General features: G+C 70.5%; 24 protein-coding genes. 18 read left to right on the top strand and 6 right to left on the bottom strand.

Features of this window, described 5'->3' with window-relative positions; genetic code table 11:
• Positions 1 to 106 precede the first annotated feature (106 nt).
• From surE to H5368_RS05650, 4 genes are read left to right on the top strand one after another with little or no spacing between them, the layout of a single operon-like run.
• Complete coding sequence (gene surE / locus H5368_RS05665; RefSeq protein WP_182822227.1) at positions 107 to 892, top strand: 5'/3'-nucleotidase SurE; 786 nt, start codon at positions 107 to 109, stop codon at positions 890 to 892.
• Positions 889 to 1572, top strand: coding sequence for a protein-L-isoaspartate(D-aspartate) O-methyltransferase (locus H5368_RS05660; protein ID WP_182822225.1), 684 nt, complete (start codon positions 889 to 891; stop codon positions 1570 to 1572). Before surE ends, H5368_RS05660 begins: the two co-directional genes overlap by 4 nt.
• Positions 1569 to 2222 (top strand): exopolysaccharide biosynthesis protein, encoded by a 654-nt coding sequence (locus H5368_RS05655; RefSeq protein ID WP_255486356.1) that lies wholly within the window; start codon positions 1569 to 1571, stop codon positions 2220 to 2222. The genes H5368_RS05660 and H5368_RS05655 overlap by 4 nt, the downstream gene beginning before the upstream one ends.
• Before the next feature lie 37 nt (positions 2223 to 2259).
• The gene (locus H5368_RS05650; RefSeq protein ID WP_182822223.1) at positions 2260 to 3066 is read left to right on the top strand and encodes a peptidoglycan DD-metalloendopeptidase family protein; all 807 of its coding nucleotides are present in this window, start codon (positions 2260 to 2262) and stop codon (positions 3064 to 3066) included.
• Positions 3067 to 3093: 27 nt separating this feature from the next.
• Here the strand turns inward: H5368_RS05650 and H5368_RS05645 are convergent, their stop codons facing one another.
• Together H5368_RS05645 and yhbY are read right to left on the bottom strand one after the other, a co-directional pair.
• Positions 3094 to 3468, bottom strand: coding sequence for an Mth938-like domain-containing protein (locus tag H5368_RS05645; RefSeq protein WP_182822221.1), 375 nt, complete (start codon positions 3466 to 3468; stop codon positions 3094 to 3096).
• A 21-nt stretch (positions 3469 to 3489) separates the two neighbouring features.
• On the bottom strand, positions 3490 to 3795 hold the full coding sequence (gene yhbY, locus H5368_RS05640; RefSeq protein WP_182822219.1) for a ribosome assembly RNA-binding protein YhbY: 306 nt from the start codon (positions 3793 to 3795) through the stop codon (positions 3490 to 3492).
• A 77-nt stretch (positions 3796 to 3872) separates the two neighbouring features.
• Here yhbY and rlmE point away from each other — a divergent pair, with 77 nt between their 5' ends.
• The 12 genes from rlmE to H5368_RS05580 all read left to right on the top strand — a co-directional run bounded on the left by rlmE (position 3873) and on the right by H5368_RS05580 (position 19572).
• On the top strand, positions 3873 to 4505 hold the full coding sequence (rlmE, locus tag H5368_RS05635) for a 23S rRNA (uridine(2552)-2'-O)-methyltransferase RlmE (protein WP_182822217.1): 633 nt from the start codon (positions 3873 to 3875) through the stop codon (positions 4503 to 4505).
• Between the two features lie 34 nt (positions 4506 to 4539).
• A complete protein-coding gene (gene ftsH, locus H5368_RS05630; protein ID WP_182822215.1) occupies positions 4540 to 6453 on the top strand; it encodes an ATP-dependent zinc metalloprotease FtsH in 1914 nt (637 codons plus the stop codon).
• Between the two features lie 100 nt (positions 6454 to 6553).
• The gene (gene folP / locus H5368_RS05625) at positions 6554 to 7447 is read left to right on the top strand and encodes a dihydropteroate synthase (protein WP_182823791.1); all 894 of its coding nucleotides are present in this window, start codon (positions 6554 to 6556) and stop codon (positions 7445 to 7447) included.
• Positions 7448 to 7507: 60 nt separating this feature from the next.
• Positions 7508 to 8995: a sodium/proline symporter PutP gene (putP, locus tag H5368_RS05620; protein ID WP_182822213.1), complete on the top strand. Its 1488-nt coding sequence runs from the start codon at positions 7508 to 7510 to the stop codon at positions 8993 to 8995.
• Complete coding sequence (gene miaA / locus H5368_RS05615) at positions 8985 to 9950, top strand: tRNA (adenosine(37)-N6)-dimethylallyltransferase MiaA (protein WP_182822211.1); 966 nt, start codon at positions 8985 to 8987, stop codon at positions 9948 to 9950. Before putP ends, miaA begins: the two co-directional genes overlap by 11 nt.
• 177 nt (positions 9951 to 10127) lie before the next feature.
• Positions 10128 to 10430 (top strand): RNA chaperone Hfq, encoded by a 303-nt coding sequence (gene hfq, locus H5368_RS05610; RefSeq protein ID WP_182822209.1) that lies wholly within the window; start codon positions 10128 to 10130, stop codon positions 10428 to 10430.
• Between the two features lie 73 nt (positions 10431 to 10503).
• On the top strand, positions 10504 to 11811 hold the full coding sequence (gene hflX, locus H5368_RS05605) for a ribosome rescue GTPase HflX (RefSeq protein ID WP_182823789.1): 1308 nt from the start codon (positions 10504 to 10506) through the stop codon (positions 11809 to 11811).
• A gap of 87 nt (positions 11812 to 11898) precedes the next feature.
• Entirely contained in the window at positions 11899 to 13032 is a 1134-nt protein-coding gene (hflK, locus tag H5368_RS05600) for an FtsH protease activity modulator HflK (RefSeq protein WP_182822207.1), read from the top strand.
• Positions 13029 to 13892, top strand: a complete 864-nt coding sequence (gene hflC / locus H5368_RS05595) for a protease modulator HflC (protein WP_182822205.1) — start codon at positions 13029 to 13031, stop codon at positions 13890 to 13892. The genes hflK and hflC overlap by 4 nt, the downstream gene beginning before the upstream one ends.
• A 31-nt stretch (positions 13893 to 13923) precedes the next feature.
• Entirely contained in the window at positions 13924 to 15216 is a 1293-nt protein-coding gene (locus tag H5368_RS05590) for an adenylosuccinate synthase (RefSeq protein WP_182822203.1), read from the top strand.
• Between the two features lie 157 nt (positions 15217 to 15373).
• Positions 15374 to 16501 carry an efflux RND transporter periplasmic adaptor subunit gene (locus H5368_RS05585; RefSeq protein WP_182822201.1) on the top strand — a complete coding sequence of 376 codons (1128 nt, stop codon included), beginning with the start codon at positions 15374 to 15376 and terminating at the stop codon, positions 16499 to 16501.
• The gene (locus H5368_RS05580; RefSeq protein ID WP_182822199.1) at positions 16498 to 19572 is read left to right on the top strand and encodes an efflux RND transporter permease subunit; all 3075 of its coding nucleotides are present in this window, start codon (positions 16498 to 16500) and stop codon (positions 19570 to 19572) included. The genes H5368_RS05585 and H5368_RS05580 overlap by 4 nt, the downstream gene beginning before the upstream one ends.
• Positions 19573 to 19597: 25 nt before the next feature.
• Here H5368_RS05580 and H5368_RS05575 read toward each other — a convergent pair whose 3' ends face one another.
• Genes H5368_RS05575 through H5368_RS05565 form a run of 3 tightly spaced genes read right to left on the bottom strand, consistent with a single transcriptional unit; the run spans position 19598 to position 21308 of the window.
• On the bottom strand, positions 19598 to 20014 hold the full coding sequence (locus H5368_RS05575) for a DUF6691 family protein (protein ID WP_182822197.1): 417 nt from the start codon (positions 20012 to 20014) through the stop codon (positions 19598 to 19600).
• The gene (locus H5368_RS05570) at positions 20011 to 20436 is read right to left on the bottom strand and encodes a YeeE/YedE thiosulfate transporter family protein (RefSeq protein ID WP_182822195.1); all 426 of its coding nucleotides are present in this window, start codon (positions 20434 to 20436) and stop codon (positions 20011 to 20013) included. Before H5368_RS05570 ends, H5368_RS05575 begins: the two co-directional genes overlap by 4 nt.
• The gene (locus H5368_RS05565; protein ID WP_182822193.1) at positions 20433 to 21308 is read right to left on the bottom strand and encodes an MBL fold metallo-hydrolase; all 876 of its coding nucleotides are present in this window, start codon (positions 21306 to 21308) and stop codon (positions 20433 to 20435) included. The genes H5368_RS05570 and H5368_RS05565 overlap by 4 nt, the downstream gene beginning before the upstream one ends.
• 126 nt (positions 21309 to 21434) lie before the next feature.
• On the opposite strand from H5368_RS05565, the gene H5368_RS05560 reads away from it, so the two are divergent.
• Positions 21435 to 21746, top strand: coding sequence for a metalloregulator ArsR/SmtB family transcription factor (locus H5368_RS05560; RefSeq protein WP_182822191.1), 312 nt, complete (start codon positions 21435 to 21437; stop codon positions 21744 to 21746).
• 356 nt (positions 21747 to 22102) lie between these two features.
• A complete protein-coding gene (locus H5368_RS05555) occupies positions 22103 to 22537 on the top strand; it encodes a sulfur transferase domain-containing protein (protein ID WP_182822189.1) in 435 nt (144 codons plus the stop codon).
• A gap of 5 nt (positions 22538 to 22542) precedes the next feature.
• On the opposite strand, the gene H5368_RS05550 is transcribed toward H5368_RS05555, so the two are convergent.
• Positions 22543 to 23523, bottom strand: a complete 981-nt coding sequence (locus H5368_RS05550) for a helix-turn-helix domain-containing protein (RefSeq protein WP_182822187.1) — start codon at positions 23521 to 23523, stop codon at positions 22543 to 22545.
• Between the last annotated feature and the right edge of the window lie 89 nt (positions 23524 to 23612).

The raw sequence follows: 23612 nt of genomic DNA, 5'->3' as shown, positions 1-23612 counted from the left end.
GCGTCGGCGACCGGCGCATGCGCGGGTCGGCATCGTCGCCATCCGCTATCATGTCTGGCCCACCGCGACGCGGCGACATGAGAAGGTTCAGCGCGCTTGGAAGGCCATGAGAGTCCTCGTTAGCAATGACGACGGCGTCGATGCACCCGGCATCCACGCCCTTGCCGAGGGGCTGCGCGCCGCCGGGCACGAGGTCATCGTCGTCGCGCCCGACCGCGACCGGTCCGGTGCCAGCAATTCGCTGACCCTCGACCTGCCGCTACAGGTCGTGCAGGTCGATGCGGAGACCTGGCGCGTGCATGGCACGCCCACCGACTGCGTGCACGTGGCGATCACCGGCATGCTCGAGGTCGAGCCCGACATCGTGGTCTCCGGCATCAACAACACCGCCAACCTCGGCGACGATGTCATCTACTCCGGCACCGTGGCCGCTGCGATGGAAGGCCGCTTCCTCGGCCTGCCCGCGGTGGCGGTGTCGCTGGCCACGCGCGGCCACGTCGGCCTGCATTACGAAACCGCCGCCCGCGCCGCGGTCGAGATCGTGGCGCGGCTGCGGGCCGACCCGCTGCCGGCCGACACCATCCTCAACGTCAACGTGCCCGACATTCCCTGGTCCGAAGTGGAAGGCTTCGAGGTCACGCGGCTCGGCAACCGCCACCGCGCCGAGCCCTGCATCCCGGTGCAGGACCCGCGTGGCCGCCAGTTCTGGTGGATCGGCGCCGCGGGTCCCGAGCAGGACTCCGGCCCCGGCACCGATTTCCACGCCGTGCGCACCCGCCACATCGCCATCACCCCGATCCAGGTCGACCTGACGCGCTACCAGGCCCTCGAGCAGGTCGCCGCCTGGGTCGGCGGGCTGGAGGCCGAGCTGCGCAACGGGAGCGGCGCATGATCCAGCGCCTCCGCCTGCAGCCCGAAGCCATCGGCGTCGGCATGACCTCGCAGCGCGCCCGTGACCGGCTCATCGAGCGGCTGCGCGGGCACGGCATCGTCGACGAGCGCGTGCTCAATGCGATCCGCACGGTGCCGCGCCACCTGTTCATCGACGAGGCGCTGGCCACCCGCGCCTACGAGGACACCGCGCTCCCGATCGGCCACGGGCAGACCATCTCGCAGCCGTGGGTGGTGGCGCGCATGACCGAAGCCCTGTTCGCCGACGGCGTGCAGCCCAAGCGCGTGCTGGAGATCGGCACCGGCTCCGGTTACCAGGCGGCGATCCTCGCCGCGCTGGGGGTGGAGGTGTTCACCGTCGAGCGCATCGGCGAGCTGCTGCGCATCGCGCGCAAGCGCTTCCGCTCACTGGGGCTGAACGTGCGCAGCAAGCACGACGACGGCCGCATCGGCTGGCCCGAGGAGGCGCCGTTCGACGGCATCCTGGTCACCGCGGGCGCGCCTGCACTGGTCGATGCGCTGACCGCGCAGCTGGCTGCGGGCGGCGTGCTGGTCGCGCCGGTGGGCGCGGGCGGTGCGCAGTCGCTGCTGCGCCTGCGCAAGGATGCCGATGGCAATGTCGTGCAGGACGTGCTGGCCAACGTCGCGTTCGTGCCGCTGTTGTCGGGGATGATCGATTGAACGGCCAGCCGCCCCTCGACGACGTCACCGACGGGGGTTCGCTTGGCGAGCAGCTGCTGGCGGTCATCGACCGCCTGCCCACCGGCGACATGACGCTCGGCACCCTGCTCGAGGTGCTTGGCGACGAAGGCCTGCTGGTGATCGCCATCCTGCTGACCCTGGTGTTCCTGATCCCGGTGTCGATCCCCGGTGTCAGCACGGTGTTCGGCGCGGCGATCCTGCTGGTCGGCATCAGCCGCCTGTCCGGGCGTCCGCTGTGGGTGCCGGCGCGGCTGCGCACGCGCGCGCTGCCCGCCGATCGCCTGCGGCCCGGGCTCATCGCCGGCATGGCCTGGGTACGCCGGCTGGAGCAGGTGAGCCGCCCGCATCGCATCAGCGCCGCGGTCGATGGGCGCGCGGTCGAGGCGTTCAACAACCTGGCCTTCATCTTCGCCGCACTGCTGCTGATGGCGCCGTTCGGATTCGTGCCGTTCAGCAACACGCTGCCTGCGCTTGCCCTGCTGCTTTACGCTGTCGGCTTCATCCAGCGCGATGGCGGCGCGGTCCTGCTGGGACATGTCGCGACCATCGGCACGGTGGCCTACTTCAGCGTCCTGATCGGTGGCGGCGGCCTGGCCATCCGCGAGCTGATGCAGCGGTTCGCAGGATGAGGCGCCGTCAACCAGGGAACGGAGCAACACACACCGCATGACCAGTCACAGCCGCAGCGCGAACCCCGTCCCCGCCATCGTCGCCGCGTGCGCCCTGGCACTCGTGCTCGCGGCCTGCGGCAGCAGCAGGGTGGTGCGCGAAGGCGGTGCATCCGCGCCGCGCGTGTCGGCGCCCAAACATGGGCAAGCGGTCACCGTGCAGAAGGGCGACAACCTCTACCGGCTGGCGGTCAACAACGGCATCAGCCCGCTTGACCTGGCGATGTGGAACAGCGTGCAGCCGCCTTACACCATCTATCCGGGGCAACGGCTGCGGCTGTATCCCTCCGGTGGCTCCGGCGGATCCGGTGCCACGCGCGTCGCCACCGGCAGGCCCGCGACGGTGGCGCGGCCGCCGACCAGTGCCGGCGGGCGCCGCGTCGAGCCGACCCAGGCACCGCCGCAGCCCACGGCACCGGCCCCCGCGACCAGTGCCTTCGCCTGGCGCTGGCCCGCGGACGGCAACATCGTGGCCCGCTACGTGGCGGGTGACCCCACGCGCCAGGGCATCGACCTTGCCGGCCGGGCAGGGCAGCCGGTGCGCGCGGCCGGCGACGGCGTGGTGGTGTATTCGGGTTCGGGCCTGGTCGGGTACGGCGAGCTGGTGATCGTCAAGCACGACGAGCAGTGGCTGTCCGCCTACGGGCACAACCGACGGCGCATGGTGGCCGAGGGCGAGCGCGTGAAGGCCGGCCAACAGATCGCCGAGATGGGCCGTACCGGCGCCGATCGCGACATGCTGCATTTCGAGATCCGCTACAACGGCAAGCCCGTCGATCCGCTGCGTTACCTGCCGGCGCGCTGAGCCGGCGCTGGCCGGAGCTGCGTGTACTCAGGCGTTGATGATGAATGCCGCAACCACGCGGCGGCCTTCGCTGGCCAGCACGCTGTAGGTGCGGGCGGCGGCGGCATTGGTCATCGCCTCCAGGCCCACGCCGCGGCGCAGGCACGCCGCCAGGGTGCGCGGCGGCGGAAAGCCCTGAGTCTCGCCGGTGCCCAGCACCACCACTTCCGGGTCGAGCGCCAGCAGCGGCTCGAGCATCTCCGGCTCCAGGCTGGCCACGTCGGTGGCGGCCCAGTCGGTGATCAGCTGCCGCGGCGTGATGATGAAACTCGCCACCAGGCGGAGGTCGTTGACCAGCGCCGAGCGCCCGTCGGCACCGCGCAGGACGAAGTCGAAATCCGGGAGTTCGTGGGCGATCTGCATGGCGGCCGTGGTGCCGGTGGCTCAGCCGCGCGGCAGCACGATCTGGCGCTTGTCGCGGCTGGGGCGGTACAGCACGGCCACGTGGCCGATGCGCTGCACCAGGGCGGCACCACTCTGCCTGGCAAGGTCGGCGATCAGCGCGTCGCGCGACTCGCGGTCGGTGGCGGCCACCTTCACCTTGATCAGCTCATGGTGCTCGAGGGCACCATCGAGTTCGGCCACGACGGCAGGGGTCAGGCCCTTGCCACCGATCTGGAGCATGGCCTTCAGGTCGTGGGCCTGGCCGCGCAGGAAACGGGTCTGGGCGGAGGTCAGGTCGACGTTCATGTGAGAGGCATGGAGTTCGGGAGGCGCAGGGTATCATGGCGGCCCGCTGCAGCCCGGCAGCCGCAAGTCCCTTCGCGATGGCCACCCGCAGCAAGAGCAGCCAACGCTGGCTCAAGGAGCACTTCTCCGATCCCTACGTCAAGAAGGCGCAGGCGGAAGGGATGCGCTCGCGCGCCGCCTACAAGCTCGAGGAGCTGGTCGACCGCGACCGCCTGCTGAAGCCCGGCATGACCGTGGTCGACCTCGGCGCCGCCCCCGGTGGCTGGTCGCAGTGGGTCCGCCAGGCGCTCGGCGACAGCGGCCGGGTGGTCGCGCTCGACATCCTGGAGATGCCGCCGCTGGCCGGCGTGGACTTCCTTCATGGCGATTTCAGGGACGATGTGGTGCTCTCGCAGCTTGAATCCATGCTGGGCGGCGAGCCGGTCGACCTTGTGTTGTCCGACATGGCCCCCAACAAGAGTGGTATGGACGCCGTTGACCAGCCGCGGGTGATGCACCTGGCGGAGCTGGCCATGGAATTTGCCGACCAGCACCTGCGCCCCGGGGGTGCGTTGCTGATCAAGCTGTTCCACGGCGTGGGTTTCGATGACTACGTGCGCGAGCTGCGTCGGCGATACACCAGGGTGGCGATCCGCAAGCCGGCGGCATCGCGCAAGCGTTCGCCGGAAGTCTATGCCCTGGCGCAGGGCAAGCTGGTACACATCAAGTAACAAGGCAGCGGCGTTGCCGCGGAGCGAAAAAAGAATGAACGACCTGGTCAAGAATCTGATGCTGTGGGTGGTGGTCGCCGTCGTCCTGATGGCGGTCTTCAACAGCTTCAGCCCCAAGGTGGCGGTTGGCCAGGACGTGATCTATTCGCAGTTCATGACCGACGTGCGCAACGACCGCATCAAGGCCGTGGACATCTCCAGCGACGAACGCTCCATCAAGTTCGAGCGCAAGGATGGCAGCCAGGGCGCCACCACCGCGCCGCGCCGCGACGAGAAGATGGTCGACGACCTGATCAACCACAACGTGGAGATCAAGCAGGCGCCGCCGGAGTCGGGCGTCACGTTGTGGTCGCTGCTGCTCAACTTCCTGCCGGTGCTGCTGATCATCGGCTTCTGGTTCTTCATGATGCGGCAGATGCAGCAGGGTGGCAGCAAGGGCGCGATGTCCTTCGGCCGCTCGCGCGCCAAGCTGCTCAACGAGGACCAGGTCAAGGTGACCTTTGCCGACGTCGCGGGCTGCGACGAGGCCAAGGAGGAAGTGTCCGAGCTGGTCGAGTTCCTGCGCGACCCGTCGCGCTTCCAGAAGCTCGGCGGCAAGATCCCGCGTGGCGTGCTGATGGTCGGCCCGCCCGGCACCGGCAAGACCCTGCTGGCGCGTGCCATCGCCGGCGAGGCCAAGGTGCCGTTCTTCTCGATCTCCGGTTCCGACTTCGTCGAGATGTTCGTCGGCGTGGGCGCAAGCCGCGTGCGCGACATGTTCGAGCAGGCCAAGAAGCACGCGCCGTGCATCATCTTCATCGACGAGATCGACGCCGTCGGCCGCCACCGCGGTGCCGGCCTCGGCGGCGGGCATGACGAACGCGAGCAGACGCTGAACCAGCTGCTGGTCGAGATGGATGGCTTCGAGGGCGGCGAGGGCGTGATCGTGGTCGCCGCCACCAACCGCCCCGACGTGCTCGACCCGGCGCTGCTGCGCCCGGGCCGCTTCGACCGCCAGGTGGTGGTGGGCTTGCCCGACGTGCGCGGCCGCGAGCAGATCCTGCAGGTGCACATGCGCAAGGTGCCGCGGGCCGACGACGTCGAGCCGATGGTGGTCGCGCGCGGCACGCCCGGCTTCTCCGGTGCCGACCTCGCCAACCTCGTCAACGAGGCGGCCCTGTTCGCCGCGCGCGAGAACGCGAAGGAAGTGCGCATGGAGCACTTCGACAAGGCGCGCGACAAGATCCTGATGGGCGCCGAGCGCCGCTCGATGGCCATGAGCGAGGAAGAGAAGACCAATACCGCGTACCACGAGGCCGGCCACGCCATCGTCGGCCGCCTGGTGCCGGACCATGACCCGGTCTACAAGGTCACCATCATCCCGCGCGGCCGTGCGCTGGGCGTGACCCAGTTCCTGCCCGAGGGCGACCGCTACAGCTCGACCCGCGAGAGCCTGCACAGCCGCCTGGCGACGCTGTACGGCGGCCGCGTCGCGGAAGAGCTGATCTTCGGCACGGACAAGGTCACCACCGGTGCCTCCAACGACATCGAGCGTGCCACCAAGATGGCCCGCGCCATGGTCACCAAGTGGGGCCTGTCGGAAGAGCTCGGCCCGATCGCCTACGGCGAGGAAGAGGACGAGGTGTTCCTGGGGCGTTCGGTCACGCAGCACAAGAGCGTGTCCGACGAGACCGCGCGCAGGATCGACGAGGAAGTGCGCGACATCCTCGACAACGCCTACAGCCGCACCAAGGCCATCCTCACCGAGCATCTCGACAAGCTGCACGCGATGGCCAAGCTGCTGCTCGAGTACGAGACCATCGACGTGCCGCAGATCGACGCCATCATGGAAGGCCGCGATCCGCCGCCGCCGATCGGCTGGACCAAGCCGGAGCCCAAGGGTGACGACGACGACGCGGGCAGCAAGCGTCCGCTGCCGCCGATCGCCGGGCCTGTCACCCAGGCCTGAGCGACATGCCAGGTGTTTCCCACGGGGCCCGCGATCGCGGGCCCCGTGTCGTTGCGGCTGGGGGATAATCAGCGGCTTCGCAGGACGGAGCACGCCCATGATGTTCGATACCGTGGCCACGCTGGATTGCGCCGGCCGCCCGCTCAGGCTCGACCGGCCGCGGGTGATGGGCATCGTCAACGTCACGCCTGACTCGTTCTCCGACGGCGGCGAACACGCCACCGTCGATGCCGCGGTGGCGCACGGCCTGAAGCTCGCGGCCGAAGGCGCCGACATCCTCGACATCGGAGGCGAATCCACGCGCCCGGGTGCCGACAGCGTCGGCATCGAGGAGGAGCTGCGCCGCGTGGTGCCGGTGATCGAACGCCTGGCACGCGAGACCGCGCTGCCGATCAGCGTCGACACCTACCGGCCCGAGGTGATGCGCGCCGCGGTCGCCGCCGGCGCGGGCATGGTCAACGACATCAACGCGCTCCGCGGCGTGGGCGCGCTCGAGGTGGTCGCCGAGCTGCGCGTGGCCGTGGTGCTGATGCACATGCTGGGCGAACCGCGTTCCATGCAGGACGCGCCGGAGTACGACGACGTCGTCGGCGAAGTGCATCGCTTCCTCGCCGAGCGCATCTTCGCCGCCGAAATGGCGGGCATCGACCGCAAGCGCATCGTCGCCGACCCGGGCTTCGGCTTCGGCAAGACCCGCGACCACAACCTGGCATTGCTGGCCCAGCTGCAGCGCTTCACCGAACTGGGCGTGCCGGTGCTGGCCGGACTGTCGCGCAAGCGCACCATCGGCGACATCACCGGCCGCGAGGACGCGCGTGACCGCGTGCACGGCTCGGTCGCCGCGCACCTCATCGCCGCCCAGCGCGGCGCGATGCTGCTGCGCGTGCATGACGTCGCCGCGACGGTCGATGCCATCAGCGTCTGGCAGGCGGTCGACGCGGTGCCGATGCCGCGGCCGAAGGACAAGGCGCCGGCGATCAGCTGGCCCGAGTAGCCGGGCGCTCGCGTAAGCTCCGCTGCGGGAAGGCCCTGCGTCCGGGCCCGGGAACACCGCATGACCGCCAGCACGCCGCTTGTCATCACCTTTGCCGCCTACCTGGCCCTGATGGTCGGCATCGGCCTGTGGGCCTACCGCCGCACCGAGACGTTCGACGACTACATCCTCGGCGGGCGTTCGCTGGGCAGCGTGGTCACCGCGTTGTCGGCGGGTGCGTCCGACATGAGTGGCTGGCTGCTGATGGGCCTGCCGGGCGCGCTGTACCTGGGTGGCGTGTCGCAGTCGTGGATCGCGTGCGGCCTGCTGGTGGGTGCCTGGGCGAACTGGCGCTTCGTGGCCGGGCCGCTGCGCGTCTACACCGAACGCACCCGCAACGCGCTGACCCTGCCGGACTATTTCACCCACCGTTTCGCCGATGACAGGCGCGTGTTGCGCATGTTCGCGGCGCTGGTGATCCTGGTGTTCTTCGCGGTGTACTGCGCGTCGGGCATCGTCGCCGGCGCCAAGCTGTTCGAGAGCGTGTTCGGCCTGCCCTACGCGGAGGCGCTGTGGTGGGGCGCGGCGGTGACCATCCTGTACACGTTCATCGGCGGGTTCCTTGCCGTCAGCTGGACCGACACCGTGCAGGCCACGCTGATGATCTTCGCGCTGCTGCTGGTGCCGGCGATGGTGCTGGTCGGCGTGGGCGGGGTGGACGAGGGTCTCGCGCTGGTGGAGCAGGTGGATCCGACGCGGCTGGACTGGGTCGGCGGCGGCGGGCTGGTGGCCGTGGTGTCGGCGCTGGCCTGGGGCCTGGGCTACGTGGGCCAGCCGCACATCCTGGCGCGCTTCATGGCCGCGGAATCGCTGCAGACCATCCCGACGGCGCGCCGCATCGGCATGACCTGGATGGCGCTGTGCCTGACCGGCTCGATGGCGGTCGGCCTGTTCGGCATCGCCTGGTACAGCGCGCATCCCGCCCTCGCCGGGCCGGTGACGGCGGATGCGGAACGCGTGTTCATCGCGCTGGCACAGCAGCTGTTCAATCCCTGGGTGGCCGGCGTGCTGCTGTCAGCCATCCTGGCCGCCATCATGAGCACGCTGTCGTGCCAGTTGCTGGTGTGCTCGAGCGCCCTCACCGAGGACCTGTATCGCGGGTTCGTGCGTCCCGCGGCCGGCCAGAAGGAGCTGGTGTGGTTCAGCCGCGCGATGGTGCTTGCGGTGGCGTTGCTGGCGATCTTCATCGCCCGCGACCCCGAGAGCCGCGTGCTCGGGCTGGTGGCATATGCCTGGGCGGGCTTCGGTGCCGCATTCGGGCCGGTGGTGGTGCTGTCGCTGTTCTGGCAGCGCATGACCCGCAACGGCGCGCTGGCCGGCATGGTCACCGGCGCCCTGGTGGTGGTGCTGTGGAAGCAGACCGGCAGCACGCTGTACGAGATCGTGCCGGGCTTCATCGCCGCCAGCATCGCGATCGTGGTCGTGAGCCGGCTGGGTCGCCCGCCGTCGTCCGAGGTGCAGGCCACGCACCGGCAGGTGCGGCTGACGCTGCGCGAGAATGGCTACTAGCGTGATCGACGCGCGGCCGCGGGCCATCGCGCTGATGGGGCCCACGGCCTCCGGCAAGACCGCGCTGGCGCTCGACTGGGCGGAGCGCTACGACGGCGAGGTGGTCAGCGTGGACTCGGCGCTGGTCTATCGTGGTCTCGACATCGGCGCCGCCAAGCCCGATGCCGCCGAGCAGGCGCGCGTGCGCCACCACATGCTCGACCTGCGCGATCCCTGGCAGGCCTACTCGGCCGCCGATTTCGCGCGTGATGCCCGCGCGGCGGTGGCCGACATCGTGGCGCGAGGCCGCCTGCCGATCCTCGCCGGCGGCACCGGGCTGTACTTCCGCGCGCTGCTCGACGGGCTTGCGCCGATGCCGGCGGCGGATCCCGAGGTGCGCGCGGCCCTCACGGCCGACGCCGCCGCTCGCGGCTGGCCCGCGCTGCACGCCGAGCTCGCTGTGGTCGACCCGGCGGCCGCGGCGCGCATCGGCCACAACGATCCGCAGCGCATCCAGCGCGCGCTCGAGGTCTGGCGGACCAGCGGCCGTGCAATCAGCGACTGGCAGGCGCAGCCGGCGCCGGCGTCGGCGCGCCTGCCGTGCCGGGTGCTGAAAGTCGTGGTGGCGCCGGCCGCGCGCGGGACCCTGCATGCGCGCATCGCCACGCGCTTCGACGCCATGCTCGCCGCCGGTTTCCTCGACGAAGTCCTGGCCCTGCGCGCCTTGCCCGCGCTGCAGGCGCATCCGGCGCCGCTCGACCTGCCGGCGATCCGCGCCGTCGGCTATCGCCAGGCCTGGGAATTCCTCGACGGCGCCTGCAATGCCGACACCTTCCGCGCGCGCGGCATCGCCGCCACCCGGCAGCTGGGCAAGCGCCAGCTCACCTGGCTGCGTGGCGAGCTCGATGCGCGCTGGTTCGATCCCGCGACCGACGCTACCCGCATCGCGCGCGCGGTGGCCGATTTCCTGGCGTGAGCACGACCACCGTCGCGGGCACCGCCGCCGCGCTTGTGCGCTGCGTCACGCCGCGGGCCGGCTCGCGGGCGCCTGCGTCGTATAAGATCGGGCAGGTCGCCGCCGGGGAGCGGTCAGGCGACACTGGCCACCATGTGCCAGGCACCTCATAACAACAAGAACCAGTCGGGGAACACCATGTCCAAGGGACAGTCTTTGCAGGATCCTTTCCTGAACGCGCTGCGCCGCGAACGCGTGCCGGTGTCGATTTACCTGGTCAACGGCATCAAGCTGCAGGGCACCATCGAATCGTTCGACCAGTTCGTGGTGTTGCTGCGCAACGCCGTCAGCCAGATGGTCTACAAGCACGCCATCTCCACCGTGGTCCCGGCACGCAACGTCCGCATCGGCCCGGGGGGCGGCTACGTGCAGTCCCCGGAGGACGGCGAGCCCGAGTCCGGCCCGCACGGCGAGGACGAGGCTGAAGACGACGCCAGCTAGGCGCTTGCGACGGCACCCGGCCGGCCCCATGTCAGAAGCCTGACCCGAGACCGCAGACCGAATGCCGACCCAGCTGTTTGAACGTTCGCGCAAGGGCGAGAACGCCCTGCTGATCCAGCCGCACGCCGGCGGCCCGCCCGATGAGGGCGTGCTCGAGGAGTTCAGCGAACTCGCGCGCTCCGCCGGTGCCGCCGTCGCCCACGTCGCCACCGCGCGCATCGATCGCCCCAACCCGGCCATGCTGCTGGGCAAGGGCAAGCTCGAGGAGCTCAAGGCCGCGGCCGAGGCCAGCGGCGCCGACCTCGTGCTGGTGAACCACCCGCTGTCGCCCGGCCAGGAGCGCAACCTCGAGAAATACTTCGAGCGCCGCGTGGTCGACCGCACCGGGCTGATCCTCGACATCTTCGCGCAGCGCGCGCGCAGCCACGAAGGCAAGCTGCAGGTCGAACTGGCCCAGCTGCGCCACATGGCCACGCGCCTGGTGCGCGGCTGGAGCCATCTGGACAGCCAGCGCGGCGGTTCCATCGGCCTGCGCGGCCCCGGCGAAACACAGCTCGAGACCGACCGCCGGCTGCTGCAGAAACGTGTCGACATGCTGCAGAAGCGCCTCGGCAAGGTCGAGGTGCAGAACACGCAGATGCGTCGCGCCCGCGTGCGCAGCGAACTGCCGCGCGTGGCGCTGGTGGGCTACACCAACGCCGGCAAGTCGACGCTCTTCAACGCGCTGGCCGGGTCGGATGCCTACGTCGCCGACCAGCTGTTCGCCACGCTCGACCCCACGGTGCGCAAGGTCGCGCTGGCCGGCGGCAACGTGGTGCTGGCCGATACCGTGGGCTTCGTGCGCGACCTGCCACACGAACTGGTTGCCGCGTTCCGCTCCACCTTGAGCGAAGCGCGCGAGGCGGACCTGCTGATCCACCTGATCGACGCCGCCGACCCGCTGCGCGAGGAGCGCATCGCGCAGGTGGACGCCGTTCTGGCCGAGATCGACGCCGGCGACATCCCGCAGCTGCTGGTCTACAACAAGATCGACCGCCTCGGCGTCGAGCCGCGCCACGACCGCCCGCATGCCGGCGACCACCTGGACGAGGTGGCGGTACGCGAGCGCGTCTGGATCTCGGCGCGCGACGGCCTCGGCATCGACCTGCTGCGCGAGGCACTCGGCCAGCGCCTGGGCCTGCGCCGCCTGCACGCCGAGCTGCGCCTGCCGCCGGATGCCGGCCGCCTGCGCGCGCGCCTGCACCAGATCGACGCGGTGCGCGGTGAAACGCACGACGAGGACGGCTGGCTCCTGGACCTCGACATTCCGCTCACCGATGCGCGCCGGCTGGCGGCCCTCGCCGACGGCACGCATCTCAGGGCCCTGCTGCCCGCCGAGTGACCGGCGGCTGCAGCGAGCCCTACACCTTGTAGAATGTGCGCTCGCCGCCGGTCCGCCGGCGCCGCGTACCCCATGATTGGAGCCAGCATGGCCTGGAACATTCCCGGCAAGAACAACGATGACCGCGGTTCGGGCCGCGACGACCAGCGCAAGAACCCCTGGCCGCCGCGTCGCAGCGGTGGCAACGGGCGTGGCCGCGGTGGTGGTCCGTTCGATGGCATCCTCGACCAGTTGCGGGGCATGTTCGGCGGCGGCGGTGGCAATCCGCTGCGCTGGGTCGGCATCGCCCTGGTGCTGTGGCTGGCCTTCAACTGCTTCGTGCTGGTCGGCGAGCAGGAGCGCGGCGTGGTGCTGCGCTTCGGCAAGTTCGCGCGCGTCATGCAGCCCGGCCCCAACTTCAAGGCGCCGTGGCCCATCGAGCGCGTCACCAAGCTCAACACCACCGGCGTGCGCACCTTCAGCAACAGCCTGCCGGTGCTGACCCGCGACGAGAACATCGTCACCGTGTCGTTCAACGTGCAGTACCGCATCAGCGACCCGCAGATGTACCTGTTCGGCTCGCGCGATGCCGATCGCGTGCTCGAGCAGGTGGCGCAGAGCGCCGTGCGCGAGCAGATCGGCCGCTCCAACCTCGACTCCGCGCTCAACGCGCGTGGCCCGCTGTCGGTGGCCGCGGCCGCCTCGCTGCAGGGCTCTCTGGATGCCTACCGCACCGGCCTGGTCGTCACCGAACTCAGCCTGCAGGATGCGCGTCCGCCGGAGCAGGTCAAGCCGGCGTTCGACGAGGTCAACAGCGCGCAGCAGATGAACGAGCGCCTGGTGAACGAGGCGCGTGCCTATGCCGCCAAGATCGTGCCCGAGGCACGCGGCCAGGCCGCGCGCGTGCGCACCACGGCCGAGGGCTACAAGACCGCCACCATCGCCCGCGCCACCGGTGACGCGCAGCGCTTCACGCTGCAGGTCGACGAATACCGCAATGCGCCCGAGGTCACCCGCAAGCGCCTGTGGCTGGAGACCGTGGAGCAGGTGCTGGCCGACAACCGCAAGGTCGTGGGCGGCGACGGCAGGCAGCTGATCTACGTGCCGATGGCCGGGCAGGGCACAGGCAACGCGCCGCCGCTGCTGACGCCCGAGATCGTGTCGCCGACCGTCAATGCCACCACCGGCGAACAGGCGGTCAGCCGCCTGCCGCGCCCGGCCCGTGAGGGAGCCAGCCGATGAGACTCAACCTGATCATCCCGATCGTCGTGGTCGTGTTGCTGGGCCTGCTGGGTTCGGTGTTCGTGGTCCGCGAAGGCCACGTCGGCCTGGTGCTGAACCTTGGCCGCGTGGCGCGCACCGACATCGGCCCGGGCCTGCACTTCAAGATCCCGCTGGTCGAGAGCGCGCGCGTGTTCGACCGCCGCTTCCAGGCCAGCGAGTTCCCGCCCGAGCGTTCGCTGACCTCCGAGCGCAAGGACGTGAGCGTCGACTTCGTGGCCATCGGCTTCATCGTCGATGCCGGCGATTTCTACCGCGCCACCGGCGGCAACGAGGCGCTGGTGACCGACCGCCTCGCGCCGATCATCAAGGAATCGCTGCGCAACGAGATCAACACGCAGACGCTGACCGAGCTGGTCTCGGGCAACCGCAGCGAAGTGATCGATCGCCTGCTGCCCGGCATCAACCAGGGCGCCCGCACGCTGGGCATGTACATCGTCGACATCCGCTTCAAGCAGATCGACCTGCCCACCGACAGCGACGTGATCGACCAGGTCTACAACCGCATGCGCGCCGAACGGCAGCAGGTGGCCAGTGCGCTGCGCGCCGAGGGCGAGGAGCAGGCACGCATCGTGCGCGCCGAGGCCGACCGCGAGCAGACCGTGCTGCTGGCCGAGGCGGAGCGCGACGCGCAGAAGCTGCGCGGTGAAGGCGATGCCGAGGCCACTCGCCTGTATGGCGCGGCCGGCAACCGCGATCCGGCGTTCTTCGCGTTCCAGCGCAGCCTCGAGGCCTATCGGCGCTCGTTCAGCGATGGCGACGCGGTGATCGTGATGGAGCGTGACGACCCGTTCCTGCAGTACCTGCGCAGCGACCGCTGACGGCGTTTTCCAAGTTCAGGAGCAAGTAGCGATGGGCCAGTCGGTCGTGGTGTTGGGCGCCCAGTGGGGCGACGAGGGCAAGGGCAAGATCGTCGACCTGCTGACGACGGATATCGGCGCCGTGGTGCGCTTCCAGGGCGGCCACAACGCCGGCCACACGCTGGTCATCCGCGGCAAGAAGACAGTCCTGCACCTGATTCCCTCGGGCATCCTGCGCGATGACGCGCTGTGCCTGATCGGCAACGGCGTGGTGCTGAGCCCGGCGGCGCTGATCAAGGAAATCGGCGAGCTGGAAGAGGCGGGCGTGGAAGTGCGCTCACGCCTGAAGATCAGCCCGGCCACGCCGCTGATCATGCCGTACCACATCGCCCTCGATCAGGCGCGCGAGAAGGCCGCCGGTGGCAAGGCCATCGGCACCACCGGGCGCGGCATCGGCCCGGCGTACGAGGACAAGGTGGCGCGCCGCGGCATCCGGGTCGCCGACCTGCATTACCCGCAGCAGCTCGAGGAGCTGCTGCGCACCGCGCTCGATTACCACAACTTCGTGCTCACCCGGTACCTGGGCGCCGACGCGGTGGACTTCCAGCAGACCTACGACGAGGCGCTGGCCTTCGGCGACTACGTCGAGCCGATGAAGTCCGACGTCGCCGGCATCCTCCACGACCTGCGCAAGCAGGGGAAGAAAGTACTGTTCGAAGGCGCGCAGGGCTCGCTGCTCGACATCGACCACGGCACCTACCCGTATGTCACCAGCTCCAACACCACCGTCGGCGGCGCGTTGGCCGGCACCGGCGTGGGCGCGGACGCGATCGACTACGTCCTGGGCATCTGCAAGGCCTACGCCACGCGCGTGGGCGGTGGGCCGTTCCCGACCGAGCTCGATGACGAGGACGGCCAGAAGCTGCGCGATCGGGGCCAGGAATATGGCGCCACCACCGGCCGCCCGCGGCGCTGCGGCTGGATCGACATCGTCGCGCTCAAGCGCGCGGTGGCGATCAACGGCATCAGCGGCCTGTGCATCACCAAGCTCGACGTGCTCGACGGCTTCGACAAGCTGAAGATGTGCATCGGCTACCAGTACCGCGGCAAGCAGACCGAGTACGCGCCGCTCGACGCCCAGGGTTGGGCCGAGTGCGAGCCGGTGTACCTGGAATTCCCGGGCTGGACCGAGAACACCCACGGCATCACCGAGTGGAACAAGCTTCCGCCGGCGGCACGTGCCTACCTGCGTGCGCTGGAAGAACTGGCGGGCTGCCCGCTGAGCATCGTGAGCACCGGGCCGGATCGCGAGCACACGATGGTGCTGCAGGATCCGTTTGCCTGAGGCCTGCGAGGCAAGGCTGGGTGACGCAGGGCCCCGCGAATGCGGGGCCTTGTCTTTTCTGGCAGCCAGGGCGCCGAGTCCGGACTGCACGCGCCGTCATCGCGCAATGATCCCGACGCTGCTAGCGTGCCGACTCCCTGAATAGGCTCCCGTTCCGATGCGCCGACTCCTGCGTGCCCTCACCATCCTTGCCATGGTCCTGGCCCTGGCCGCCTGCGGGGAGGACGCGCCTTCGGAATCGACGCCCAGCCTGACGGTGGCGCTGGCCAGCCCGGAGCTGCGCGAGGTCACGCGCGAGGTGGTGGCCTCCGGCGCGGTGGCCGCATGGGAAGAGGTCTCGGTGGGCGTGGAGCTCTCCGGCCTGCGCGTGGCCAGCGTGGCGGTGGAGGTGGGCAGCGTGGTGGCGCGCGGCGACGTGCTGCTGCGTGTCGACGACCGCACGCTCGCCTCGCAGCTGGCGCAGTCGGATGCCCAGGTGCGCGAGGCGCAGACGAATCTCGAGACCGCGCGCCGCAAGGCCGCGCGCATCCGCGAGCTCGCCAGCTCGCAGATGGTGTCGTTGCAGGACGCCGAGGAGGCCGAAGCCGCGCGCGACAACGCGCAGGCGCGCCTCAACACCGCCATGGCCAGCCGCGACGCCTCGCGCGTGCAGCGCGACTTCACCGTGGTGCGCGCGCCGGTGGCGGGCGTGGTGTCGGCGCGCAGCGTGCAGCCGGGGCAGGTGGTGGGCGCGGGCGCGGAGCTGTTGAAGCTGATCCGCGATGGCCGCCTGGAGTGGCGCGCCGAACTCGCCGAAGGCGACCTGCTGCGCGTGGACGTCGGCACGCCGGTGCGCGTGGAAGCGGCCGGCGGCGGCATGGTCGAGGGCACCGTGCGCACCGTGTCGCCGGGGCTGGACGCGCAGAGCCGCACCGGCACCGTATACGTGGACTTGCCGGATCCGGGCGGCCTGCGCGCGGGCATGTTCGCGCAGGGGCGCCTCGCGCTGGGGCGCGCGCAGGCGCTGCTGGTGCCGGGCGAGGCCGTGGTGCGCCGCGACGGGCGCGCGTATGTGTTTACCGTGGACGCTGACAACCGCGTACGCGAGCGCGGCGTCGCCGTGGGCGGCGCGCATGGCGACATGGTCGAGGTGCGCGAGGGGCTGGCGCAGGGCGATCGCGTGGTGGCGCGTGGCGCGGGCTTCCTCGGCGATGGCGACCTGGTGCGCGTGGTCGAGAGCGCGGACGCCGCCGATGCCGCCAACGCGCCGGCCGCGCCCGACCCGAACGGGACCGTCGCCAGATGAATTTCTCCGCCTGGTCGATCAACCGCCCGCTGCCGGCGATCCTGGTCTTCATCCTGCTCACCGCCGCCGGCCTGCTCGCGTTCAACCGGCTGGCCGTGTCGCAGTTCCCCGACCTCACCGTGCCGGTGGTCAACGTCACCGTGACCCTGCCGGGCGCCAGCCCCAGCACGCTGGAAACCCAGGTCACGCGCAAGGTCGAAGACGCGGTGGCCAGCATCCCGGGCCTCGACAACATGGCCTCGATCGTCAACGAGGGCGTGTCAACCACCGTGCTGAGCTTCGACATCGAGAAGGACGGTACGCTCGCCAAGGACGAGGTGCGCGACGCCATCGACCGCGTGCGCATCGACCTGCCGGGCGAGGTGGAGCCGCCGATCGTGTCGATGGTCAACGTGACCGGCGGCGACATGATCACCTACGCCGTGACCGCCGACGGCTGGAGCGACGAGGAGCTCAGCTGGTACATCGATGACGCCGTCGGCAAGCGCCTGTTCGCCGTGCCGGGCGTGGGTGCGGTGCGGCGCATCGGCGGCGTGAACCGCGAGATCCGCGTCGCGCTCAGGCCCGAGGCCGTGCAGGGCTTCGGCGTGAGTCCGGCGCTGATCTCACAGCAGCTCGCGCGCATCCAGCAGGAGCAGCCTGGTGGCCGCACCACCGTGGGCGGAAGCGAACAGGCGGTGCGCACGCTCGGCACGGTGGAGACAGCCGCCGACCTCGCCAACTTCCCCATCTCCATGCCCGACGGCCGCAGCGTGCGCCTGTCCACGCTGGCCACCGTGAGCGACGGCAATGCCACGCCCAGCCAGCGCACCACGCTGGACGGCCGGCCGGTGACCGGCTTCGCCGTGCAGCGCACCACCGGCTCCAGCGAGGTCGATGTCGGCAACGCCGTGCGCGCGGAAATCGCCGCGCTGCAGGCCGAGCAGCCGCGCCTGCGCATCGTCGAAGTCGGCTCCACCACCGAGGTGGCGGAGAACTCCTACGAATCCTCGATGCACATGCTCTACGAGGGTTCGCTGCTGGCGGTGGCCGTGGTGTTCTGGTTCCTGCGCGACTTCCGCGCCACCTTCATTTCCGCGGTGGCGCTGCCGCTGTCCATCATCCCCACGTTCGCGGTGATGTACTGGTTCGGCTTCAGCCTCAACATGATCACGCTGCTGGCGCTGGCCGTGGTGGTGGGCATCCTGGTGGACGACGCCATCGTCGAGGTCGAGAACATCGACCGCCACCTGCGCATGGGCAAGCCGCCCAAGCAGGCTGCGCTCGAGGCCGCCGACGAGATCGGGCTGGCGGTGATCGCCACCTCGTGCACGTTGGCCGCGGTGTTCATCCCGGTGGCGTTCATGCCCGGCATCCCCGGCAAGTTCTTCCGCGAATTCGGCTGGACCGCCGCCGCCGCGGTGATGTTCTCGCTGCTGGTGGCGCGCCTGATCACGCCGATGATGGCCGCCTACCTGCTCAAGCCGATGCCCGAACACAAGGGCGACTCGAAGCTCATGCAGTGGTACCTGCGCTGGGCGGACCGCGCGCTCAGGCACCGCAACCGCACGCTGCTGGCGGCGCTGGCGATCTTCATCGGCTCGCTGGCGCTGCTGCCGCTGCTCAAGGTCACCTTCATCCCGCCCGCCGACGGCATCCAGAGCAACGTGCTGGTGGAACTGCCGCCGGGAACCGCGCTCAAGACCACCGAGGAGGTCGCCGAGGCCGCGCGCCAGCGCATCGCCGACATCCCCGAGATCGAGCACGTGTTCGTGACTGCCGGCAGCAACTCCGGCGCGAACGGGCCTGCCGGCGACCTCACCAGCGCCGAGCTGCGCAAGGCCACGCTGGGCATCCGCTGGAAGGACGACCGCGACTTCACCCAGTACGAGCTGGAGGCCAAGGTGCGCGAGCGCCTGGCCGACATGCCCGGCGTGCGCCTGAGCTTCCAGGGCGGCGAACCCGGCCGCGCGCTGCAGCTGGTGCTGGCCGGCGACGACCCGGTGAAGCTGGCGACGGCCGCGCGCGATGTCGAGCGCGGCATCCGCCAGCTGCCCGGCCTCGGCACGGTGGCGTCATCGGCCGCGCTGGTGCGCCCGGAAGTCATCGTGCGCCCGGACCCGGCGCGCGCCGCGGACCTCGGCGTTTCCACCGCCGACATCGCCGCCGCCACCCGCGTGGCCACGCGCGGTGACTACGAACAGTTCCTCGCCAAGCTCAACCTGCCGGAGCGCCAGGTGCCGATCCGCGTGCAGCTCGACGAAGCCGCGCTCTCCGATCCCAACCTGCTCGGCCAGCTGCGCGTGCCCACCGCCACCGGCGGCAGCGTGCCGCTGTCGTCCGTCGCCGAGATCACCACCGCCAGCGGACCCTCGCAGATCGACCGCTTCGACCGTCGCCGCAACGTGACCATCACCGTGGACTTGAACGGCATGGCCATGGGCGAGGTGGAGAAGCAGATCGATGCCTTGCCGGCCATGCTGAACCTGCCCGCCGGCGTGGAACGCCAGGCCGCCGGCGACAGCGAGATCTTCGCGGAGATGTTCGGCGGCTTCGCCATGGCCATGGTGGCCGGCATCTTCTGCGTGTACGGCGTGCTGCTGCTGCTGTTCAACCACGCCAGCCAGCCGATCACGATCCTCGTGGCCGTGCCGCTCGCCGCGGGCGGCGCGTTCGGCGCGCTGCTGATCACCGGCCTCGACATCTCGCTGTCGGTGCTGATTGGCCTGATATTGCTGATCGGCATCGCGGTGAAGAACTCGATCCTGCTGGTGGACTACGCGGTGATGGCCGCGGAGCAGGGCATGAGCCGCCACGAAGCGCTGATGGATGCCTGCCACAAGCGCGCGCGCCCGGTGATCATGACCACCATGGCCATGGGCGCCGGCATGCTGCCGATCGCGCTGGGCTTCACTGCCGACGCCAGCTTCCGCATGCCGATGGCGGTCGCCGTGATCGGCGGGCTGATGACGTCGACCGTGCTGAGCCTGGTCGTGGTGCCGGCGGCGTTTACGCTGGTGGATGATGTGGAGGAGTGGGTGGTGGGCAAATTCCGCCGGCCCCGAGGCAAGGATGCGGCGGCCGCCGCGTAAGGGCCGCCATCGACTGCAGGCGTGCTCAGCCCCGGGCGAACACCCGCTGCAGCACGATCCCCACGACCATCGCCGGCACGAACCAGAGCGCTTCCACCGAGCCGACGCCGAGGCCCGCCAGCGCCGGGCCGGGGCAATAGCCGGCCAGGCCCCAGCCCATCCCGAACAGCGCCGCGCCGGTCAGCAGGCGCGCATCGACGTGGCGCAGTTCCGACAGGCGAAAGTCGTCCGCGAACAGCGGGCGCCCGCGCCGCAACACCGGGCGGAACAGGAGCAACGTCGTGGCCACCGCGCCGCCGAGCACGAAGGCGAGCGTGGGATCGAAGTTGCCGGCCACGTCGAGGAAGCCGAGGATGCGGCGCGCGTCCGTCATGCCCGAGAACGCCAGGCCCAGTCCGAACAGCGCACCCGATGCGAAGGCCGCGGCGATGAAGCGCTTCATGCCCAGCCTCCCGCGTGGCGCACCACCCAGGTCGTGGCCACCGCGGTGGCCATGAAGGTGAGCACCGCGACCAGTGAGCGCAGCGACAGCCGACCCAGGCCACACACACCATGCCCGCTGGTGCAGCCGTTGCCGAGGCTGGTGCCAAAGCCCACCAGCAGCCCCGCCGCCACCAGCAGCAGCGGCGAAAACCCTTCGCGCGGCGTCGCCATGTCCGGCAGCAGCGTGATCGACGCGCCGCCCGCCAGGACCAGTCCGGCGAGGAAGGCGACGCGCCACGCCACCTCGCCGCGCCGCGGGAACACCACGCCGGCGAGGATGCCGCTGACGCCGGCAACACGCCCGTTGAGCCACAGCAGCAGCGTGGCGGCCAGTCCGATCAGCACGCCGCCGGCCAGCGCCATGAGCCACGTCGTCGTCATGATCCACCCCCGAACCGGTTGACCGGCAGCCGCAGGTAGCGCACGCCGTTGGCCTCCGGCGGCGGCAGCTCTCCACCGCGGATGTTGACCTGCAGCGCGGGCAGGATCAGCTTCGGCGCGGCGAGTCCCGCGTCGCGTTCGTTGCGCATGCGCACGTAGGCGTCCTCGCCGACGTCGCCGGCCAGATGCACGTTGCGCTCGCGCTGGGCGGCGATCGTGGTCTCCGCACGCGCCTCGCGGCCGTCGGGCGGATAGTCGTGGCAGAGGAAGACGCGGGTGTCGTCGGGCAGCTCGAACAGCCGGCGGCGGATCGATCGATACAGCGTGGCCGCGTCGCCGCCGGGGAAGTCGGCGCGCGCGGTGCCGGTGTCGGGCGCGAACACCGTGTCGCCCACGAAGGCGGCATCGCCGACCACGTAGGTCAGGCTGTCGCCGGTGTGGCCGGGGGTGGCGACCACCCGGCCCGGCAGGTCGCCGATGGCGAAGGTGTCGCCCTCGTCGAACAGCCGGTCGAACTGGCGACCGTCCGCTGCGAACCCGTCCTCCAGGTTGAAGACCGCCTTGAAGCGCGCCTGCACCCCGGTGATGCCGCGGCCGATGGCGATCTTCGCGCCGGTTCGTTCGCGCAGCCAGGCGGCGGCCGTGAGGTGGTCGGCATGTGCATGGGTCTCGAGGATCCAGTCGACGGCTAAGCGGTGCTGCCCGACGAAGTCGAGCAGCCGCTGCGCCGAATCGAACGACGTGCGCGCGGTGGCCGGGTCGTAGTCCATCACCGGATCGACGATGGCGGCATGCCCGCCGTCACGGTCGTAGACCACGTGCGAGAACGTGGATGTGGCCGGGTCGTAGAAGCTCTCCACCAGCGGATTCATCGCGGGCTTCCAATATTGTTTAGTGAAGTCTAAAGTATGACCGCGCCCCATCCCTGTCAAGCGAGTCCCGCGCCAATGCCGAGGTCCACCACCAGGCCGACCAGCCCGGAGCCAATGGCCTCAGTCATGGCCGCCCACGCCGGCGAGGCGGCCGGCCTGCTGAAGGCCCTCGCCCATCCCGCCCGCCTGCTGGTGCTGTGCCAGTTGGTGGAGGGCGAACGTACCGTGGGTGAGCTGCAGCCGGCCACCGGGCTCAGCCCGTCGGCGCTGTCGCAGCACCTGGCCGTGCTGCGGGAGATGCCACTGGTGCACACCCGGCGCGAAGGCCAGTCGATCCACTACTCGCTCGCCGATGGTCCCGCCCTGGGCGTGCTCGAGGCGCTGCACGCTGCATATTGCGGCGATGGCGTGCCGCTGGCAGGGCGCACCGGCGCCTGATCGCAAGTTTCGCAGGCCGGTCACGGCGAACTGACGCCCGGCGTGTTGAGAGGGTATTCCCGAGAGCCTGGAGTTGCAGGTTCAGGGGAGCAGCTGCCTGGAACCGGTGACCTGCCAGAGCGAGGGTTGCCGAAATTCGCAATGACAGCCGATGGTCCTGCACGCATGCGCTCGACAGGAGCATGATTGCCATCTTCTTCGCGAACCCGCGCCGCACCACGATGGAGCCCGCCATGCCTGCACGATCCCGCATGCTCCCGTTCACAACCGCGCTGCCGATAGCCCTGGCCCTCGCGCTTTCCAGCTGCGCCACGACTGAGCCAGCGCCGGCATCCCAGACGCAAGACGAGGTCACCATGCAATCGCCACTGCTCGATCGCTTCACCAGCCCCGCCGAAGGCATCCGCGCCGGCGGCCGCATCACCGCCGACGACCTGCCCGCGCTGCGCGCGGCGGGCATCCGCCACGTGATCGACCTGACCCCGGATTCGGAGACGCCCGGCTTCGACGAGGCCGGCGCCGTGCGCGCCGCCGGCATGGGTTACGACAACCTGCCCATCGCCGGCCCCGATGACCTGGACCGCGAGGCCGTGGTGGCCCTCGACCAGCTGCTGAGGGCCGCCGACGGGCCGACGCTCGTGCACTGCGCCAGCGGCAACCGCGTTGGCGCACTGGCGGCGCTGCGGGCGGCATGGCTGCATGGCGCGGACGCGGATGCCGCGGTGGAGGAAGGACGGCGCTGGGGGCTGCGCGGGCTGGAAGACGCGGTGCGCGAGCGCCTCGCGCGCTAGCGCTGTTACCGGCCCACACTCGCCGCCGCGCGGAAATGCGCGGGGCTGACGCCCGCGGCCTTGCGCACCAGTCGCCGCAGCGCAGTCGCGTCCTGGTATCCGACCGCCGCCGCGATCTGATCGATTGTCATCCGGCTGTTCTCTAGCAGGGCGCGTGCGCGGCGCATCTTCACGCTTTGCACCAGGCTGCTGGTGCTCTTGCCGGTGGCGTGCCGCACATGGCGCGCCAGGGTGCGTTCGGACACGCACAGCTCGCGCGCCAGCGCGGACACCGGTGGTACGTCGGGCAGTGACTTCTCGAGGCGCTCCGTCAGTCGCGCCACCAGGGCGTGACCGCTCGCGAGCACCTCGGGCACCACGAACGTGGACTGCGAATGCCGTGGCTCCAGCAGCAGCATCTTCGACACCTGTTCGCTCAGCCGCGGGCCGAAGCGTTCGCGCAGCAGGTGCAACATCAGGTCCGCGTGCGCGGACGCCGCGCCGGCGGTGACCACCGGGCCATCGGCGCAGACCATGCGGTCCGCGTCGACCGTGGTGGTGGGCGCCAGGCGGGCGAGGGCGGGGGCCAGCCACCAGGTGGTCGTCACCCGGCGGCCATCGAGCAGCCCTGCGGCATGCAGCACGAAGACAGCGGAGCACGAGGCGGCCACCTGGCCCCCGATCGCGACATGCCGGGCAAGGCGGCGCGCGATCGCAAGACCATCGGGCGTGCGCATCTGCGCCAGCACCTCCTGCGGATCCGCGCCTAGCCCGGGGATGACGCAGATCGCGCGTGACCCCGGCCTGCGCGGCGGCAGTCGCGTCGTCTCCACGCTGATGCCATCGCGCAGCGACACCCGGCCTCCGCCGATCGAGTACAGACCCCAGGTCGGCACCGGCGTGCCGCGCATCGCCGCCATCCGCGCGGCGGCATCGAGGATGTCGCGGCTCATGGCGACGCTGCTCGGATAGGCGCCCTCGAGCACCAGGATCTCGAAATCCTTCATGTCCGTTTCCGCCCGGAAGATGTCGCATTGGACACTGCGCTGGCGACGCCGTCCAGGGTCCAATGCGCCCGGACACCCACCAACCGCCA

This window comes from Luteimonas sp. MC1782, assembly GCF_014164605.1.
In the GTDB taxonomy this organism is placed as follows: Bacteria; Pseudomonadota; Gammaproteobacteria; order Xanthomonadales; family Xanthomonadaceae; genus Luteimonas.
The sequence above is the reverse complement of the archived record's forward strand: the minus strand, read 5'-3'. Positions and strand labels throughout refer to the sequence as shown.

Coding starts and splice junctions, on each gene's coding strand:
- ftsH (WP_182822215.1), top strand. CDS start 4,540: ATGAACGACCTGGTCAAGAATCTGATGCTGTGGGTGGTGGTCGCCGTC.
- H5368_RS05565 (WP_182822193.1), bottom strand. CDS start 21,308: ATGAATCCGCTGGTGGAGAGCTTCTACGACCCGGCCACATCCACGTTC.
- miaA (WP_182822211.1), top strand. CDS start 8,985: ATGGCTACTAGCGTGATCGACGCGCGGCCGCGGGCCATCGCGCTGATG.
- H5368_RS05560 (WP_182822191.1), top strand. CDS start 21,435: ATGGCCGCCCACGCCGGCGAGGCGGCCGGCCTGCTGAAGGCCCTCGCC.
- H5368_RS05580 (WP_182822199.1), top strand. CDS start 16,498: ATGAATTTCTCCGCCTGGTCGATCAACCGCCCGCTGCCGGCGATCCTG.
- H5368_RS05550 (WP_182822187.1), bottom strand. CDS start 23,523: ATGAAGGATTTCGAGATCCTGGTGCTCGAGGGCGCCTATCCGAGCAGC.
- hfq (WP_182822209.1), top strand. CDS start 10,128: ATGTCCAAGGGACAGTCTTTGCAGGATCCTTTCCTGAACGCGCTGCGC.
- H5368_RS05590 (WP_182822203.1), top strand. CDS start 13,924: ATGGGCCAGTCGGTCGTGGTGTTGGGCGCCCAGTGGGGCGACGAGGGC.
- rlmE (WP_182822217.1), top strand. CDS start 3,873: ATGGCCACCCGCAGCAAGAGCAGCCAACGCTGGCTCAAGGAGCACTTC.
- yhbY (WP_182822219.1), bottom strand. CDS start 3,795: ATGAACGTCGACCTGACCTCCGCCCAGACCCGTTTCCTGCGCGGCCAG.
- H5368_RS05575 (WP_182822197.1), bottom strand. CDS start 20,014: ATGAAGCGCTTCATCGCCGCGGCCTTCGCATCGGGTGCGCTGTTCGGA.
- hflC (WP_182822205.1), top strand. CDS start 13,029: ATGAGACTCAACCTGATCATCCCGATCGTCGTGGTCGTGTTGCTGGGC.
- surE (WP_182822227.1), top strand. CDS start 107: ATGAGAGTCCTCGTTAGCAATGACGACGGCGTCGATGCACCCGGCATC.
- H5368_RS05645 (WP_182822221.1), bottom strand. CDS start 3,468: ATGCAGATCGCCCACGAACTCCCGGATTTCGACTTCGTCCTGCGCGGT.
- H5368_RS05570 (WP_182822195.1), bottom strand. CDS start 20,436: ATGACGACGACGTGGCTCATGGCGCTGGCCGGCGGCGTGCTGATCGGA.
- H5368_RS05650 (WP_182822223.1), top strand. CDS start 2,260: ATGACCAGTCACAGCCGCAGCGCGAACCCCGTCCCCGCCATCGTCGCC.
- hflK (WP_182822207.1), top strand. CDS start 11,899: ATGGCCTGGAACATTCCCGGCAAGAACAACGATGACCGCGGTTCGGGC.
- putP (WP_182822213.1), top strand. CDS start 7,508: ATGACCGCCAGCACGCCGCTTGTCATCACCTTTGCCGCCTACCTGGCC.
- folP (WP_182823791.1), top strand. CDS start 6,554: ATGTTCGATACCGTGGCCACGCTGGATTGCGCCGGCCGCCCGCTCAGG.
- H5368_RS05585 (WP_182822201.1), top strand. CDS start 15,374: ATGCGCCGACTCCTGCGTGCCCTCACCATCCTTGCCATGGTCCTGGCC.
- H5368_RS05660 (WP_182822225.1), top strand. CDS start 889: ATGATCCAGCGCCTCCGCCTGCAGCCCGAAGCCATCGGCGTCGGCATG.
- H5368_RS05555 (WP_182822189.1), top strand. CDS start 22,103: ATGCAATCGCCACTGCTCGATCGCTTCACCAGCCCCGCCGAAGGCATC.